Here is a 15,433-nt window from a genome sequence, read left to right on the forward strand (position 1 = left end):
GAACTCGCGTGGCAGAGACAATTCAAGGTCGGGCGCAGGGCGCTCCTTTTGCGCGCGTGGATCGCAAGGCTTACGGATACAACGTCAGACAGGTGGACCAGTTCCTCGCCTCGGCCCGTGCGATCTATACCGGAGCGGATTCTGCGGAGAAGCCGCTGACCAGCCACGACGTGCGGGAGATGACCTTCGACGCGGTCCGCGGCGGCTATGAACCGCAAGCCGTTGACGCCGCGCTGGACCGTTTGGAAGACGTCTTCGCCCAGCGCGAACGGGACGCGTTGATCGCGGGCAAAGGCGAAGAAGCCTGGATGGCGCAGATCGGCCGGCTCTCCAGCGTGCTGCGGGCCCGGCTGCACCGCGCGGAAGGTGAGCGGTTCCGCCGGCCCAAACGGAATGTGCGCAGTTATTCCGTGGCCGACGTCGACGCGCTGTGCGCCGAGCTGCTCGACTACTTCGAACACGACAAGCCGTTGAGCGTCGACCTGGTGCGCCGGGCGGTGTTCAGTCCGGCGCAAGGCAAAGACGGCTATGAGGAGCAGCAAGTCGATGCTTTCCTGGACCGGGTGGTCGAACTGATGGCCGCCATCGACTGAGCCGCGCTCCGGTTCAGCGCACGCCGAAGCCTTGCCGGGCGGGGTCCTCGGGGGTGTGCAAGCGGGCCAGGATCGATGACGTGGCCCGAGGGACCCGGTCTGCGCTCAGCAGCGAACCCAGAATCATCACGGCGAAAGCCAGCGGCACGGTGACGATCGCGGGTTGATTGAGCAGATCGGTGAGCAGCCCGGGTCCGATTCCGGCCGCTGCGGCCCAAGGCGCCGCCAAGGACGCCCCGCCGCAGATCACCGCGCCGGCGATCATCCCGGCGATGGCGCCGACGTCAGTCAATCCGCGCCACCAGATGCCCAAGAGCAGCAAAGGGCACAAGGTCGAGGCGGTGAAGGCGAACACCGCGCCGATGCTGCCGGCCAAGGCCGTGGCGTCCGAAAAGAGCGCGACCGCGAGCGGCAGCAAGGAACCCAGTACCGCGGCCCAGCGGAAGCCGCGGACGCTGCCGCCGAAGAGTTCCTGCGAAACCACCCCGGCCAAGGAGACCAACAACCCGGAGGTGCTGGAAAGGAATGCGGCGAAGGCGCCGGCGATGACCAGGGCGGACAGGAACTGTCCGCCGGGTCCGGGCAGCAGCGCCGCGGGAAGCAGCAGCACGGTCGCGTCGGCCTTGCCCGAATCGACCGGGAACATCCGGCCCAGCACGCCCAAGACCGTGGGCAGCAAGTAGAACGCGCCGAGCAGCGGCAGCACGATCAGCGTGGTGCGCCGGGCCGAGCGGCCGTCCGGGTTGGTGTAGAAACGGACCAGGACGTGCGGCAGGCCCAGGGTGCCGAAGAGCAGGCCCACGATCAACGAAATGGTCCGCACCGGTGCCGCGGAATCAGCGGTACCGGTGTCCGCGCCGAACGCCTGGGCCGCGGCCTGCGGAGTCTCCGGGAGGCCGGCGACGAGGATCAGCAGGAAGACCGCGGGTACCGCCAGGGCGGTGAATTTGAGCCAGAACTGGAACGCCTGGACAAAGGTGATCGACCGCATGCCGCCGGTCATCACCACGAGGCAGACCACCGCGATCACCAGGACCGGGCCCACCCAACCCGGCAGCCCGGCAGTGATCGAGACGGTGAGTGCCGCACCCTGCAACTGCGGCACGATGTAGAGCCAGCAGACCAGGATCACGCAGATCGAAGTCACCTTGCGCACCGCTTTGGACGCCAGCCGGAACTCCGCGAAATCCGGAATCGTGTAAGCCCGGGAACGGCGCAACGGGGCCGCGACGAAAAGCAGCAGCATGAGGTATCCAGCGGTGTAGCCGATCGGGAACCAGAGCGCATCGGCGCCGGAGAGCAGAATCAGCCCGGCTACGCCCAGGTAGCTGGCGGCAGAGAGGTATTCGCCGCCGATCGCCGAAGCGTTCCACCAAGGCCGCACGGTCCGGGAGGCGACATAGAAATCGCTCGTGGTCCGGGACAGTTGCAGCCCGAAGAACCCGACGACCACGGTCGCGGCGACCACGAGTCCGATCGCCGGCAGGCCGAAGGGGTTCATTTGTCCGCCACCAGATCCTGGAAGGCTTCCTCGTTCCGATCGGCGGCGCGGGAATACAGCCAAGCAGAAACGAAGATCACCGGATGGATGCCGATGCCGAGGAAGATCCAGGGCGCGGGGATGCCGAGGAGCAGCATCGAGTTCAGCTCCGGGAAGAGCCCCAGGAGCAGCGGAACCGCGCACAGCAGCAGGAGGAATCCGCTGCCCACCACGATGCCGAGTCTGAGTTGGCTGCGGATCAGGGAGTCCACGAGCAGCCTGCCGACGCCGGATTGTTCGGCGATTTCCCGCGCGACCGGGAAGTTCCGCGCTGATGCCGCATTGCCCCGCTGCGCGCGCACCCGGGACCGCCCGGGTGCGGGCGGCGGCAGTTCCGGGCTCATCCCCGGGCCCGGACCCGGTTGGCGGACATCCGTTCGCGCAGGATCGGGAGGTGCCTCCGGCTCACCGGCAGTTGGGCGCCGTTGATGTCCACCGAGGGGCCGCCTTTGCCGAGCCGGACCTGGGCCAGGTGGTGCAGTGCGATCAGATAGGAGCGGTGGATCCGCAGGAAACCGTGCGCCGCCCACTGTTCTTCCAACTCGTTCAGCGGCACCCGGATCAGGAAACTGCCTTCCGTGGTGTGCAACCGCGCGTAGTCGCCCTGCGCCTGGACGTAGCGGACGTCGCTGCGCCGGATCAGCTTGGTCACCCCGCCCTGGTCGACGGTGATCAGCTCGCCGGTCTCCGGCTGCGGCGCCTGCACTTGCTCCGCGATCCGCCGGATGGTTTCCGCCAACCGGGCGGCGCGCACCGGCTTGAGCAGATAGTCGACCGCGGCCAGCTCGAAGGCCTGCAGTGCCTGGTCTTCGTCCGCGGTGACGAAGACCACTGCGGGTTGCGCATCCCGGGCGAATCTGCCGACCACGCGGGCGATGTCCAGGCCGTCCAGCCCTGGCATGTGGATGTCCAGGAAGAGCGCGTCCACCGGATGCGCCTCGATCAGGCGCAGCACTTCGGCGCCGTCGGCGGCCGCATGCACCTCGCCGATCCGGGCGTCCTGGCCGAGCAGATAACGCAATTCGGCGATTGCCGGCGCCTCGTCGTCGGCAATGATGACATCGAGCAGTTCCGCACGCGGATGCCGGGGACCGTCGACGCTGACCATGTGCAACAGCATAACCATAACCAGATCGCGGCCGGCCCAGTGCGCGGATCAGTCGGCGCGGTGCTCGGGTTGGAACTTCGGCACCCGCAGGGTGATCAAGGTGCCGGCTCCGGGCCCGGTGTCGACCACCAGCCCGTGCTCGTCGCCGTACACCTGGCGCAGCCGGGCGTCCACATTGCGCAGTCCCACGTGGTCGCCGTCGTCGTGGCCGGCCAGCACCTCGGCCAAGTGGGCCGGGTCCATGCCGACGCCGTCGTCCTCGACGGTGATCTGCGCATACGCTCCGGCGTCCTGGGCGGTCAGTTTGATGTGGCCGACGCCGGCTTTGGCCTCGATGCCGTGCCGGACGGCGTTTTCCACCAACGGTTGCAGGCTCAGGAACGGAATCACCGTGCTGAGCACTTCGGGGCCGATCTGCAGGCTGACCTGGAGGCGTTCGCCGAACCGGGCCCGCTCCAGCAACAGGTAGCGGTCGATGGACCGGAGCTCTTCGGCCACCGTGGTGAAATCCCCGTGCCGGCGGAAGGAATACCGGGTGAAGTCGGCGAACTCGATCAGCAGTTCCCGGGCCCGCTGCGGATCGGAGATCACATAGGAAGCGATCGCATTGAGCGAGTTGTAGATGAAATGCGGGCTGATCTGCGCACGCAGCGCGCGTACCTCGGCCTCGATGAGCAGAGTGCGGGAGGCCGCCAATTCGGCCAACTGGACCTGCGCAGCGACCCAATCCGCGACTTCGTTGGCCGCTCGGAGCAAACCGGCCGAGGAACTCGAATTGACCGTGTTCGAAGGCGAACTCAGCGCGATCAGGCAGCCTACGATCCGGTCCTCTACCCGGATCGGCGCTACCACCGCGGCCACCAATTGCACCTCGTGCAGGGCATTTCCGGGGCTGAGCCGATAGACCTGGCTGCGGCCGTTCTGCAACGTCCGTTCGCTCAGTTCGAGCAAGGCCCGCTGCTGGGCGCCGCCGGGATCCGGCGGCCCCTGCCAAGCGAGCAGGCTCTGCGCATCGGTCAAGGCCAGGGCGTCGCAGCCCAGCAGTGCTTGCAGGTGCCGCACGGCTTTCCCGGCGCCGGCCGGGTGCAGGCCGTTGCGCAGGTGTTCGCCGGCCAGGGCGGCCAGATGCAGCGTGGCGTAGCTGGCGTGTTCCGCCGGTGTGCCCAGCTCGCGGTGCGATTTCGAAAGCCGGAAACCCAGATATCCGATGAACGCGACCAGGGCGGCGAAGCCGACGAAGACGGCGATCAGGGGAAAGGTCGAATCCTGCATGCTGCCAAGCGTAATGCGTCGGCACAGCCGGGAGCCGCCGTGCCATTGGGCGCAGATCGGGCACCATTCGGCGCAGCGCACCGCGTCGCCCGGTGCGCAAGCCCGGCCGGTCCGGCACAGTGATGTGAGTCACAGCGGCCGCTTCTGTGCGGTTTGTTGTTCCTGCCGATTCCATCCAGCGATGTCAAAGGAGACATGATGGGCCAACCCGTCCAGCCAGCCGATCCGGTACCGGACACGGACTTCGTCGGAATCCAGCGCGAGCCGCGGTTCCAGGAGCTCCGGAAGCGGCACCGCAGCTTCGTCTTCCCGCTCGCGGTGATCTTCCTGCTCTGGTACTTCCTGTACGTGCTGCTCGCCGATTATGCGCACGAATTCATGTCGATCCGGGTCTGGGGGTCGATCAACATCGGTTTGCTCTTCGGCCTGCTCCAATTCGTCACCACGTTCGGCATCACGACCTGGTACGTGAGTTATGCCAATCGCAAGCTCGATCCGATCGCCACTGAGATCAGAGCCGAAATCGAAGGCGGCGCAACGAAGGGGGAGGCCTCATGATCGCCTCGATGCAGGACACCTCGTGGATCAACATCCTGGTCTTCGGGATCTTCGTCGCGATCACCATGGTGATCGTCTTCCGGGCCAGCCGGAACAACAAGACCGCCGCGGACTATTACGCCGCCGGCCGTTCCTTCACCGGCGGGCAGAATGGAACCGCGATTGCCGGGGACTACCTCTCCGCAGCGTCGTTCCTGGGCATCACCGGGGCGATCGCGGTGAACGGCTATGACGGCTTCCTGTACTCGATCGGGTTCCTGGTCGCCTGGCTGGTGGCCTTGCTGCTGGTTGCGGAATTGCTGCGGAACACCGGAAAGTTCACCATGGCGGACGTGCTTTCCTTCCGGCTGAAACAACGTCCGGTACGGATCGCGGCCGCAATCTCCACCTTGGCGGTCTGCTTCTTCTACCTGCTCGCCCAGATGAACGGCGCCGGGGCGTTGGTCTCGCTGTTGCTGGGCATCGGCGACAAGACCGGCCAGGCGGTGGTGATCACGGTCGTCGGCGCGTTGATGATCGTCTACGTACTGATCGGCGGGATGAAAGGCACCACCTGGGTGCAGATCATCAAAGCGGTCCTGCTGATCGCCGGTGCTGCCGTGATGACCGTATGGGTTTTGTCCTTGCACGGGTTCAACCTCTCCGGGCTGATGGACGCAGCAGTGGCCAAAGCCGGTGCCGGCGGTGAAGCGCTGCTCAATCCGGGCAAGCAATACGGCGCCACCGCGACGAGCCGGCTGGACTTCGTCTCGCTCGGCCTGGCCCTGGTGCTCGGCACTGCGGCCCTGCCGCACGTTTTGATGCGCTTCTACACCGTGCCGACCGCGAAAGAGGCCAGGAAGTCGGTGGTCTGGTCGATTTGGCTGATCGGCATCTTCTACCTGTTCACCTTGGTGCTCGGTTACGGTGCCGCTGCGCTGATCGGCCCGAAGGAGATCGCGGCGGCGCCCGGCGGGGTGAATTCAGCGGCTCCGCTCCTAGCCTTCGCGCTGGGCGGACCGGTATTGCTCGGGTTCATCGCCGCGGTCGCCTTCGCGACGATCCTGGCCGTGGTGGCCGGCCTGACCATCACCGCGGCGGCGTCGTTCTCGCACGACATCTATTCCTCGGTGATCAAGAAGGGCAAGCCGGCTCCGGGCAGCGAGGTCAAGGTCGCCAGGATCACCGTGGTGGTGATCGGCATCGTGGCGATCGTCGGCGGAATCGGCACCAACGGCCAAAACGTCGCGTTCCTGGTGGCTCTCGCCTTCGCGGTGGCCGCCAGCGCGAATCTGCCGACCATCCTGTACTCGCTGTTCTGGCGGCGGTTCACCACCCAGGGTGCGCTCTGGAGCATTTACGGGGGACTGGCCTCGGCGATCCTGCTGATCGTGTTCTCCCCTGTGGTTTCGGGCAATGCCAAGGCGATGTTCGCCGGAGCGAATTTCGCCTGGTTCCCGCTGTCCAATCCGGGCATCGTTTCGATTCCGCTGGCGTTCCTGCTCGGCTGGTTGGGCACCGTTCTGGACAAGAAGAAAGAGGATCCGGCCAAACAGGCGGAAATGGAAGTCCGGTCGTTGACCGGAGTGGGCGCGGAAAAGGCGACGTCGCACTGACCCTCATTCCGTCGAATCGGAAACCGCCGCGTCTCGATCAGTGGTGGTGCCCGGTGCTGTGGTCCACCGCATACCCGCCGGCCACTCCGGCGGCCAGGCCGGCGGTGGACACCGTGGCGACCAGGATCGCCGCGGCGAACATGCTCAACAGCAACCGGCCGGCCGGCGGTGCGGCAGCCGCGCCTGGCGCGCTTGCCGGGCCGGGCGCCGCCGGGTGCCTTCGTTGCAGCCAGCCGACCGAGCCGAGCAGGACCAGCTCGAGCAAGATCGTGGCGGCCAAGGTGCCGTCCAGGCGGCGTTGGCCGAGCTCGGTGAAGAACACCAGCACTTCGAGGGCGACTGCCGCAGCCATGGCGCGCAATGCGAGTCCTGGCCGGAGCGGGCGTTGCGCCCGGAACGAAACGATCGACCAGTACAGCACCGCGCTCGCCCAACCGGCCGCCAGTGCGGCGGCAGGCCAGGCCAGCCAGGCCGGTGCATTCTGCTGCACGGTTGCCGTGGCGAGCAGGTTCGAGGCCAGGCCATAACTGGTCACGGCCGCACCGAGGCCCGCGAACGCAGCCAGCATCCGGACCGCGGCCGGGGCCAGCGGTGCTGCCGTGACGGGCATCAGGCGATGGCGTTGCGGCGGACGGTCTTGTCCTGGCTGAGGCCGACGCCGAGCAGCACCACGGCGCTGGCCAGGTGCAGCACGTTGTCCGCACCGTTGAGCGCGATGATGTTCAGCGAACTGCCCAGCAGGAACAGGCCCAGGATGCCGACTAGCAGGTAGACCGCGCCGACCGCGGTATTGACCCCTTTGGCCGCAGCGGTGGAGCTGAGTCCGGCGATCAACAGCGCGGCGCCGATGGCCAAGTGGATCACATTGTGCAGCGGGTTCACCGCGAAGATGATCAGGTTGTTCCCCTGGGTTCCGGCAAAGCCCAGTCCGGAAGTGACGAAGAAGCCCAAGATGCCGACGAGCAGGTAGACGGCGCCGAAGCCGGTGGCGAGGAGCCGGTTTGGTGAGGTTCGCATGAGAAGTGCCTTCCATCAGGCGGGCTGCCCCCACACTGCCCGTGGCCTTTGACTGTCGGGAGTGCCGTTTGGCGTTCCCAGAAGGCATTCGGGGCCTCGGCCGGAATGGATGGCCGGGCGGCAGGTTTTTGTGCCCGGCGGCCCGGCTCAGATTTCGGCGGCGCCGCGTTCCAACAGCGGTTCCACCCGGAACGGCACCATCTCGCGCATCGCCAACGAGGTGTCGGTTCGTTCCACGCCGTCGCAGGCCAGGATCTTGCCGTTGATCCGGAACAAGTCCTCGGCGTCTTTGGAGACCACCCGGACCAGCAGATCGGCCTGGCCGGTCAATCCGTGCGCTTCGATGACCTCGGGGATCTGGGCCAGCGCGACCCCGAGCGCCTGTAATTTCTGCTGCTGCACATGGACCGAGATGAAGGCCATCAGGGGATAGCCCAGGACGCTCGGATTGATCCGCCGGCCGAACGGCAGGAACGCATGCCGCTTCTCCAGGCTGGCCATTCTGGCCTGCACGGTGTTGCGGGACAGGCCGAGTTTCTGGGCCAGTGCCACGACGGTGCGCCGCGGGTTCGCGGCCATGGCCAGCAGAAGACGCAAATCGGTTCCATCCAGGGCTTGCATAGTGCGCAACATTAGCACGGTGCTGCTTTGTCGAATGAAGCATAATGCTCAATGATCGGGGAGTCGGTTGTGCTGGTTGAGCTGTGTGAGTATCGTCACAGTACAGGCGGTCAAGGGGGACCGGAACGCTGCCGCGACCGAAAAACGGCCGTGGCGGCAGCAGATCACCGGGGGTTCACCTGACCCGCGGCGTCGACATCGATCTGGCGGACCTGATCCCGGTCCGATGAGGAAAGAAGGCAGCATGCCATCCGAAGCTGAAGCTTCAACGCAGCAGGCGGGCCTCACCGGCTTGGCCGGCGGCAGCGTCCCCGCGGACGAGAATTTCATCCAACTGATCACCGCAGACGGAACCCGGGTAGCCAATCCCGACTACGACCGTTGGGTCGCGGACGTGACCGACCAGGAACTGATCGCCTACTACGAGGACATGGTGGTGATCCGCCGGATCGACACCGAGGCCACTGCTTTGCAGCGGCAAGGCCAATTGGCGCTCTGGGCGCCGTTGCTGGGCCAGGAAGCCGCGCAGATCGGCTCGGCCCGCGCCCTCGATGCGGAAGATTTCGTATTCCCCAGCTACCGGGAGAACGGGGTGGCCTATGTCCGCGGCCTGGACCTGGTCAACTCTTTGAAGATCTGGCGCGGCAATGCGCACGGCACCTGGGATCCGTACGAGTTCAACATGGCCACGCCGCAGATCATCATCGGTGCGCAGACCCTGCACGCGACCGGCTACGCGATGGGGATCGTCAACGACGGCGCCGATTCCGCTGTGATCACCTACTTCGGCGACGGCGCCACCAGCCAGGGCGATGTGAACGAGGCGATGGTGTTCGCGGCATCGTTCCAGGCGCCCGTGGTCTTCTTCTGCCAGAACAACCACTGGGCGATTTCGGAACCGGTGGGCTTGCAGGCGCACCAGGCGATCGCCGACCGGGCTCCTGGCTTCGGCATCCCCTCGATGCGGGTGGACGGGAACGACGTGCTCGCGGTCCTGGCCGTAACCCGGGCCGCACTGGACCGGGCCCGCAACGGTGGCGGCCCGAGCTTCATCGAGGCCGTGACCTATCGGATGGGCCCGCACACCACCGCCGACGACCCGACCCGCTACCGCGACGCCAACGAGTTGGAAGACTGGGCGGCGAAGGATCCGATTTCTCGGCTCGGCGCGTTGTTGGAAGCCAAGGGGCTGCTGACCGAAGAAGTGAAGGCGGCGGTCGCCGCGAAGTCCGATTCGGTGGCGAAAGACCTGCGGGCCAACACGATCAAGCTGGCCGATCCGGAAGCGCTGGACGTTTTCGAGCACGTCTACAGCGAGCCGAATTCGGCACTCGAACGGCAAAAAGACCACTACCAGCGCTACTTGTCCAGCTTCGGAGCGAACTGATGACGCAGATGACTTTCGGCCGCGCGATCAACGCGGGCCTGCGCAAAGCAATGGAGCGCGATTCCAAGGTCGTGCTGATGGGGGAAGACATCGGCAAACTCGGCGGGGTCTTCCGGATCACCGACGGGCTGCAAAAAGACTTCGGCGCGCACCGGGTGATCGACACTCCGCTGGCCGAGTCCGGAATCATGGGCACCGCCGTCGGGCTGGCCTTCCGCGGTTACCGGCCGGTGGTGGAGATCCAATTCGACGGCTTCATCTACCCGGCTTTCGACCAGATCGTTGCCCAGGTGGCGAAGTTGCACTACCGCACCCAGGGCAAGGTCATGATGCCGATCACGATCCGGGTCCCGTTCGGCGGCGGCATCGGTTCGCCGGAGCACCATTCGGAGTCTCCGGAAGCCTATTTCACGCATACCTCGGGTCTGCGCGTGATCAGCGTGTCCAATCCGCAAGACGCCTATCTGATGATCCAGCAGGCAATCGCGAGCAACGATCCGGTGCTCTACTTCGAGCCGAAGCGCCGCTACCACAGCAAAGGCGAAGTCGACGAGAGCATCGGGCTCGAGGCGGCGCCGGCCATGGGCAGTGCCCGGGTGGTGAGCGCCGGCACCGATGTGACCCTGGTGGCCTACGGTCCGCTGGTGGCCACCGCGAACGACGTGGCCCTGGCTGCCGCGGACGAGGGGATCTCCGTCGAGGTGATCGATCTGCGTTCCCTCGCCCCGATCGATTTCGCTCCGCTGGAAGCTTCGGTGCGCAAAACCGGGCGGCTGGTGATCACCCATGAAGCCGGGCAGACCGGCGGCCTCGGCGCGGAGATCGCCGCGTCGATCACGGAGCGCTGTTTCAACTACCTTGAGTCGGCACCGGTGCGGGTCACCGGTTTCGACGTGCCCTACCCGCCGTCGAAACTGGAAAAACACCATGTGCCGGACCTGGACCGGATCCTGGACGGCATTGACCGGTCCATGGGGCGGCGCAATTCACTCAGCGGCCTGGAAGGTGCGTAACCGGCAATGATCAGAGTTTTCACGCTTCCGGACCTGGGCGAAGGCCTCACTGAATCGGAAATCGTCGCTTGGAAAGTCTCGGTGGGTGACGCCGTGGCGCTGAACCAGGTGATCGCCGAGGTGGAGACCGCCAAAGCGGTGGTGGAATTGCCTTCCCCGTACGACGGGGTCATTTCGCAGCTGCACGAACAACCCGGGACTGTGGTGGAGGTCGGCAAACCGATCGTCTCCTTCGAGGTCCTTGACGCGGAATTTGCCGATTCCGCGGAGGCCGCAGCCGGGGCGCCGGCCGGCGAAGCCCAGCGGGTGCCCACACTGGTCGGTTACGGCGCGGAACCGGAGACCGGCGGTCGGCCGGCCCGGCGGGCCCGGCTCAACCAGGTGCCGGCCGATTCGGCCGAGTCGGGCGGAGCCGCCGCGCCGGCGGCAGCAGCGCCTGCCCCGGTGACGCCGGAGCCGGTCCGGGAACGTCCGCGTTCGACCCCGCCGGTACGCAAGCTGGCCCGGGATCTGGGCATCGACCTGAGCACGGTCGCCGGCACCGGGACCGGCGGCTTGATCACCCGGGAGGACGTGCAGTCCGCGAGCTCGGTTCCGGGTGCTGCCGGAGGCGTCGACTTCGCCTATGTCGGGGGTCAGGTGCCCTTCGACCTGAGCAAACCCCGTGAAGTCCGCAGCCCGATCAAAGGCGTGCGGAAGTACACCGCGGCCGCGATGGTGGCCAGTGCCTTCACCGCGCCGCACGTCACCGAGTTCCTGACCATCGACGTCACGCCGACCATGGAGCTCCTGGCCAAACTGAAGGCCGGCCGGGCATTCGCCGGGTTGAAGCTCACCCCGTTGACCATCGTGGCCAAAGCGTTGTGCATCGCGGTCGGCCGCAATCCGTCGCTGAATTCCCGCTGGGACGAGGCGAACCAGGAAATCGTCACGATGAACTACATCAACTTGGGCATCGCGGCGGCGACGCCGCGCGGCTTGACGGTGCCGAACATCAAGGACGCCGAGTCGAAATCTTTGCTGGAGTTGGCGCAGGCGCTGGGCGAACTGACCGAGACCGCCCGGGCCGGGAAAACCACCCCGGAGGATCTCTCCGGCGGCACCATCTCGATCACCAATATCGGCGTGTTCGGCATCGACGCCGGAACTCCGATCCTGAATCCGGGCGAGGCCGGGATCCTGGCGCTCGGTTCGGTGCGCCGCATGCCTTGGGAGTACCAGGGCGAGGTCGCACTGCGCCAGGTGCTGACCCTGAGCCTGTCCTTCGACCACCGGCTGGTGGACGGCGAGCAAGGCTCGAAGTTCCTGGCGGACGTCGGCACGATCCTGTCCGATCCGGGCATGCTGATCACCATGGTCTGATTTTCCATCGAGTGGCCTGCTCTGCATGTTCTGAACCCGGTTTGGCGTGCAGAGCTGGCCACTCGATGCGGCTCAACGTACGCTGAGCCCGGCTTCCCGGCGCCGGTGCCGCAGATGTTGGACGATGCTGAGCAGCACGGCGACCGCCAGGACCAGGTAGAGGGTCACGGTGAACGGCGAGGAGACCAAGATCGAGGCGTCGCCTTCGGACACGGCAAGCGCCCGCCGCAGCTCGCTTTCCGCGAGCGGGCCGAGCACCACGGCGATCATCACCGGGGCGATCGGAACCTCGTATCGGCGCATCATGAAGCCGATCAAACCGATCGCGATCAGGAACCAGAGGTCGATGACCGACGAGCTCATGGCGAACACGCCGAGGGTCGAAAAGACGGTGATTCCGGCGTACAGGTAGTGCCGTGGAATGGTCAGCAGCTTCGCCCAGACCGGGGCGAACGGCAAGTTGATGATCAACAGCACGACCAGGCCGATCAGCAAGGAAGCCAGCAGGGTCCAGACCAGGTCCGAACTGCGCTCGAAGAGCAGCGGTCCGGGTTGCATCCCGTACTGCTGGAAGGCAGCCAACATGATCGCCGCGGTGGCGGAGGTGGGCAGACCCAGCGCCAGCAGCGCCCCCATGGCGGTGCCCGCAGTAGCATTGCCCGCGGCCTCCGGGGCGGCCACGCCGCGGATCGAGCCGGTGGTGCCGAACTCCGGGTCCTTGCGCCTTGCGGCCAGCCGCCGCTCGGTGCCATAGGCCAGGAAGGTCGGAACCTCCGCGCCGCCGGCCGGGATGATTCCGAAGGGCAGGCCGAACGAGGTGCCACGCAGCCAGGCCGGCAGGGCTTTGCGCACGTCGGAGCCAGTCAGCCAGGTCCGGCCGCTCGGTTTGATCTGTGCGCTGACCGGATCGCGATGGATCCGGGCGGCCACTTTGAAGACCTCGCCGAGCGCTAGCAGACCCACCGTGATGATGATCACGGACAGCCCGTCGAACAGTTGCGGTACGCCCAGGGTGAACCGCGAGGTGCCGCTCTGCCCGTCGATACCGACCATCGCCAGGGTCAGCCCGATGCCCAGCGCGAACAGGCCTTTGAGGATCGAATTGGAAACCACTGAGGAAATCGCGATGAAGGCGAAGACGGCGAGCGCGAAGTACTCGGCTGGGCCGAAAAGGGTCGCCAATCTGATCAGATACGGGGAGAAGAAGATCACGGTGCAGGTGGCGATCAACCCGCCGATGAAGGCGCCGATCGCTGCTGCCGCCAAGGCTTTGGCCGCCTGGCCGCTGAGCGCCATCCGGTGGCCTTCGAAGGTGGTCGCGATGGCCGATGAACCGCCGGGGGTGTTCAACAGGATCCCAGCCGTGGAGTCGCCGAAGAGCCCGCCGAAGTAGACTCCGGCGAACATGATGAAGGCGCCGGTCGGGTCGACCGAGAAGGTGATCGGCAGCAGCAACGCCACGGCCATTGCGGAACCCATTCCGGGCAGCACACCGACGGCGGTGCCGAGCACCGCGCCGACCAGCACCCAGAGCAGATTGATCGGGGTGAGCGCGTTGATGAGCCCTTCGGAGAGCAAGCCGAGCTGATCCATATCAGAGGAGTCCTTCCAAGAATCCCGCCGGAAGGGCCAGGCCGAGCAGACCGCCGAACGCGATCTGGATGAGTCCAGAGAAGAGCAACGCCACCCCGGCATCGAACAACGGACGTTTGCTGCCGAGCGCATAACAGACGCCCCAGAACAGCAGCGCCGCGGAGACCAGCCAGCCCACCGGAATCAGCAACAGGGCGAAAGCCACCAGGGAGCCGAGCACGATTCCGACGGTTTTCCAGTCGGTGTGCGTCCGGTACCGGACCCCGGAGGGCTGATCATCGGAAGCCCGCTCGGCAGCCTCAGCCAAAGTGCCGTGTTCGACGTCGGCCAAGTCTTCGAGCAGGTTCGCCGAGAAATCCGAGGAGACCGCAGCCGGTTCACCGCCGGTGGACCGGGAGGCGGAGAACGAGGTCACCGCCCGACGAATGGTTTGGAAGGCCAGGAAAGCACCCACCGCGTAGAGCAGCCCGGCCACGATGCTGGGGAAGAACTGCGGCCCCGGAAATGTGGAGCCGGTGACTTGCATGCTGCTGGTGCCGATGGTCAGGAAGACCGCCGTGGCTATCGCGAAGCCGGCGATGATCAGTTCGCTCAGCCCGGACGGCTCGGCAGCTCCGGTCCGGTCGATGGTTTTGGCTTTTCGGTTCACGGGCCAGTTCCTTTCTCCGCGATGGTCTGGGGTTGCTTGCCGGTGGTGGTGCGCAGTGGTGGTCAGATGCCCAGGGCGCGCACCAGGGTGCCGACCCGCTCGAATTCCTTGGCCAGGAATTCCTCGAAAGCGGTTCCAGAGAGGAACGTCTCATCCCACTCGTAGCGGCTGAGCGCGCTTTGCCATTGCTCGGTCTTCAGTGATTCTTCGATCATTTTCAGCAACTCTGCCCGGGTAGTTTCCGAGGTCCCGGGCGGTGCCAGCAGCCCGCGCCAGTTGGACATCACTACCGGTACGCCCTGTTCGGTCAGCGTGGGCGCATCGACTTGGGACAACCGTTTGGCGGAGGAGACCGCCAGAATCCGCAAGTTCCCGGCTTCGACCTGATCCCGGATGTCGGTGACGTTGCTGACCAGGACGTCGGTGGTTTTGGAAAGCATGGCGTTGAGCGCCCGGCCACCGCCCGGGTAGGCGATGTAATTGAGGTCTTTGGCCGAAAGGCCGGAGGCGATCGCGATTTCGGCCATCATCAGGTGTCCGATGCTGCCGAGCGACCCACCGGCGATCGAGGTGCCTTTGGGGTTAGCAGTGAAAGCGGCGATGAAATCCGCGAGAGTTTGGAACGGTGAATCGGCGGGCACCGAAATTGAACTGTAATCGGTGGAGAGCATGGCGACCGGGACGGTTTGCAACATCGGGTTTTCGTCTTTTCCGGCGAGTGAAATCGCGCCGACCATCGCGGAGCCGGTGGTCATCAACAAGTCTTCCCGGTCCGTCATGGTGAGGAATTTGCTCAAGCCGATGGTGCCGCCGGCGCCAGGGATGTTCACCACTTGGACGTTGTTCGAAATCGCGTTGCTCTTCATGATGTTCTGCAGCTCCCGGGAGAAGCTGTCGAAACCGCCGCCCGGTGCGGCCGGGGCGATGATCGTGAGCTTGCTGCGCGCTGCGGCGATGCCGCCGCTGCTGGCCGCGTTCACGCCGGCCACGGCGGTGACCGAAACCAAGGCGATGATGAATGCGGCCCGCTTCAGAATCTGCGTCATTGCATGGTTCCGTTCTTGTCATTCCAGACCGGACCCGGTGTGCAGCGGCGCTGCTGCCGGTAATGCTTGCCCTGTCTAC

16 protein-coding genes are annotated in these 15,433 nt (G+C 65.9%); 6 read left to right on the forward strand and 10 right to left on the reverse strand.

All coding sequences use genetic code 11. From position 1 onward, the window contains the following. Window positions 1–8 precede the first annotated feature (8 nt). The gene (locus JOE69_RS14575) at window positions 9–593 is read left to right on the forward strand and encodes a DivIVA domain-containing protein (protein WP_296364023.1); all 585 of its coding nucleotides are present in this window, start codon (window positions 9–11) and stop codon (window positions 591–593) included. A 13-nt stretch (window positions 594–606) separates the two neighbouring features. Here the strand turns inward: JOE69_RS14575 and JOE69_RS14580 are convergent, their stop codons facing one another. The 4 genes from JOE69_RS14580 to JOE69_RS14595 form a co-directional block, all read right to left on the reverse strand. After that, window positions 607–2,094 carry a sodium/solute symporter gene (locus JOE69_RS14580; protein WP_309799891.1) on the reverse strand — a complete coding sequence of 496 codons (1,488 nt, stop codon included), beginning with the start codon at window positions 2,092–2,094 and terminating at the stop codon, window positions 607–609. Continuing rightward, a complete protein-coding gene (locus tag JOE69_RS14585) occupies window positions 2,091–2,477 on the reverse strand; it encodes a hypothetical protein (protein WP_309799893.1) in 387 nt (128 codons plus the stop codon). The genes JOE69_RS14580 and JOE69_RS14585 overlap by 4 nt, the downstream gene beginning before the upstream one ends. Then, the gene (locus JOE69_RS14590; protein WP_309801315.1) at window positions 2,474–3,202 is read right to left on the reverse strand and encodes a LytR/AlgR family response regulator transcription factor; all 729 of its coding nucleotides are present in this window, start codon (window positions 3,200–3,202) and stop codon (window positions 2,474–2,476) included. The genes JOE69_RS14585 and JOE69_RS14590 overlap by 4 nt, the downstream gene beginning before the upstream one ends. An 87-nt stretch (window positions 3,203–3,289) precedes the next feature. Then, window positions 3,290–4,513, reverse strand: coding sequence for a sensor histidine kinase (locus tag JOE69_RS14595; protein WP_309799895.1), 1,224 nt, complete (start codon window positions 4,511–4,513; stop codon window positions 3,290–3,292). A gap of 198 nt (window positions 4,514–4,711) precedes the next feature. Between JOE69_RS14595 and JOE69_RS14600 the strand changes: the two genes are divergently transcribed. Both JOE69_RS14600 and JOE69_RS14605 read left to right on the forward strand, forming a co-directional pair. Beyond that, window positions 4,712–5,071, forward strand: a complete 360-nt coding sequence (locus JOE69_RS14600; protein ID WP_296364210.1) for a DUF485 domain-containing protein — start codon at window positions 4,712–4,714, stop codon at window positions 5,069–5,071. Then, window positions 5,068–6,666, forward strand: a complete 1,599-nt coding sequence (locus tag JOE69_RS14605; RefSeq protein ID WP_296364027.1) for a monocarboxylic acid transporter — start codon at window positions 5,068–5,070, stop codon at window positions 6,664–6,666. Before JOE69_RS14600 ends, JOE69_RS14605 begins: the two co-directional genes overlap by 4 nt. Window positions 6,667–6,703: 37 nt before the next feature. Here the strand turns inward: JOE69_RS14605 and JOE69_RS14610 are convergent, their stop codons facing one another. The 3 genes from JOE69_RS14610 to JOE69_RS14620 form a co-directional block, all read right to left on the reverse strand. Beyond that, window positions 6,704–7,276 carry a hypothetical protein gene (locus tag JOE69_RS14610; RefSeq protein ID WP_309799898.1) on the reverse strand — a complete coding sequence of 191 codons (573 nt, stop codon included), beginning with the start codon at window positions 7,274–7,276 and terminating at the stop codon, window positions 6,704–6,706. Then, entirely contained in the window at window positions 7,276–7,683 is a 408-nt protein-coding gene (locus JOE69_RS14615; RefSeq protein WP_309799900.1) for a DUF4383 domain-containing protein, read from the reverse strand. Before JOE69_RS14615 ends, JOE69_RS14610 begins: the two co-directional genes overlap by 1 nt. Before the next feature lie 147 nt (window positions 7,684–7,830). Next, window positions 7,831–8,304, reverse strand: coding sequence for an Lrp/AsnC family transcriptional regulator (locus tag JOE69_RS14620; RefSeq protein ID WP_296364211.1), 474 nt, complete (start codon window positions 8,302–8,304; stop codon window positions 7,831–7,833). Window positions 8,305–8,548: 244 nt separating this feature from the next. On the opposite strand from JOE69_RS14620, the gene pdhA reads away from it, so the two are divergent. Genes pdhA through JOE69_RS14635 form a run of 3 tightly spaced genes read left to right on the forward strand, consistent with a single transcriptional unit; the run spans window position 8,549 to window position 12,066 of the window. Further along, window positions 8,549–9,691: a pyruvate dehydrogenase (acetyl-transferring) E1 component subunit alpha gene (gene pdhA, locus JOE69_RS14625; RefSeq protein ID WP_309799902.1), complete on the forward strand. Its 1,143-nt coding sequence runs from the start codon at window positions 8,549–8,551 to the stop codon at window positions 9,689–9,691. Continuing rightward, window positions 9,691–10,704 (forward strand): alpha-ketoacid dehydrogenase subunit beta, encoded by a 1,014-nt coding sequence (locus tag JOE69_RS14630; RefSeq protein ID WP_309799904.1) that lies wholly within the window; start codon window positions 9,691–9,693, stop codon window positions 10,702–10,704. Before pdhA ends, JOE69_RS14630 begins: the two co-directional genes overlap by 1 nt. A 6-nt stretch (window positions 10,705–10,710) precedes the next feature. Next, window positions 10,711–12,066, forward strand: coding sequence for a dihydrolipoamide acetyltransferase family protein (locus JOE69_RS14635; protein ID WP_309799906.1), 1,356 nt, complete (start codon window positions 10,711–10,713; stop codon window positions 12,064–12,066). Between the two features lie 72 nt (window positions 12,067–12,138). On the opposite strand, the gene JOE69_RS14640 is transcribed toward JOE69_RS14635, so the two are convergent. The 3 genes from JOE69_RS14640 to JOE69_RS14650 all read right to left on the reverse strand — a co-directional run bounded on the left by JOE69_RS14640 (window position 12,139) and on the right by JOE69_RS14650 (window position 15,354). Next, window positions 12,139–13,659 carry a tripartite tricarboxylate transporter permease gene (locus JOE69_RS14640; protein ID WP_309799908.1) on the reverse strand — a complete coding sequence of 507 codons (1,521 nt, stop codon included), beginning with the start codon at window positions 13,657–13,659 and terminating at the stop codon, window positions 12,139–12,141. A 1-nt stretch (window position 13,660) separates the two neighbouring features. After that, a complete protein-coding gene (locus JOE69_RS14645; RefSeq protein ID WP_309799910.1) occupies window positions 13,661–14,308 on the reverse strand; it encodes a tripartite tricarboxylate transporter TctB family protein in 648 nt (215 codons plus the stop codon). Window positions 14,309–14,370: 62 nt separating this feature from the next. Further along, window positions 14,371–15,354 (reverse strand): Bug family tripartite tricarboxylate transporter substrate binding protein, encoded by a 984-nt coding sequence (locus JOE69_RS14650; protein WP_309799912.1) that lies wholly within the window; start codon window positions 15,352–15,354, stop codon window positions 14,371–14,373. Window positions 15,355–15,433: the final 79 nt, after the last annotated feature.

The organism is Arthrobacter russicus (genome assembly GCF_031454135.1).
In the GTDB taxonomy this organism is placed as follows: domain Bacteria; phylum Actinomycetota; class Actinomycetes; order Actinomycetales; family Micrococcaceae; genus Renibacterium; species Renibacterium russicum.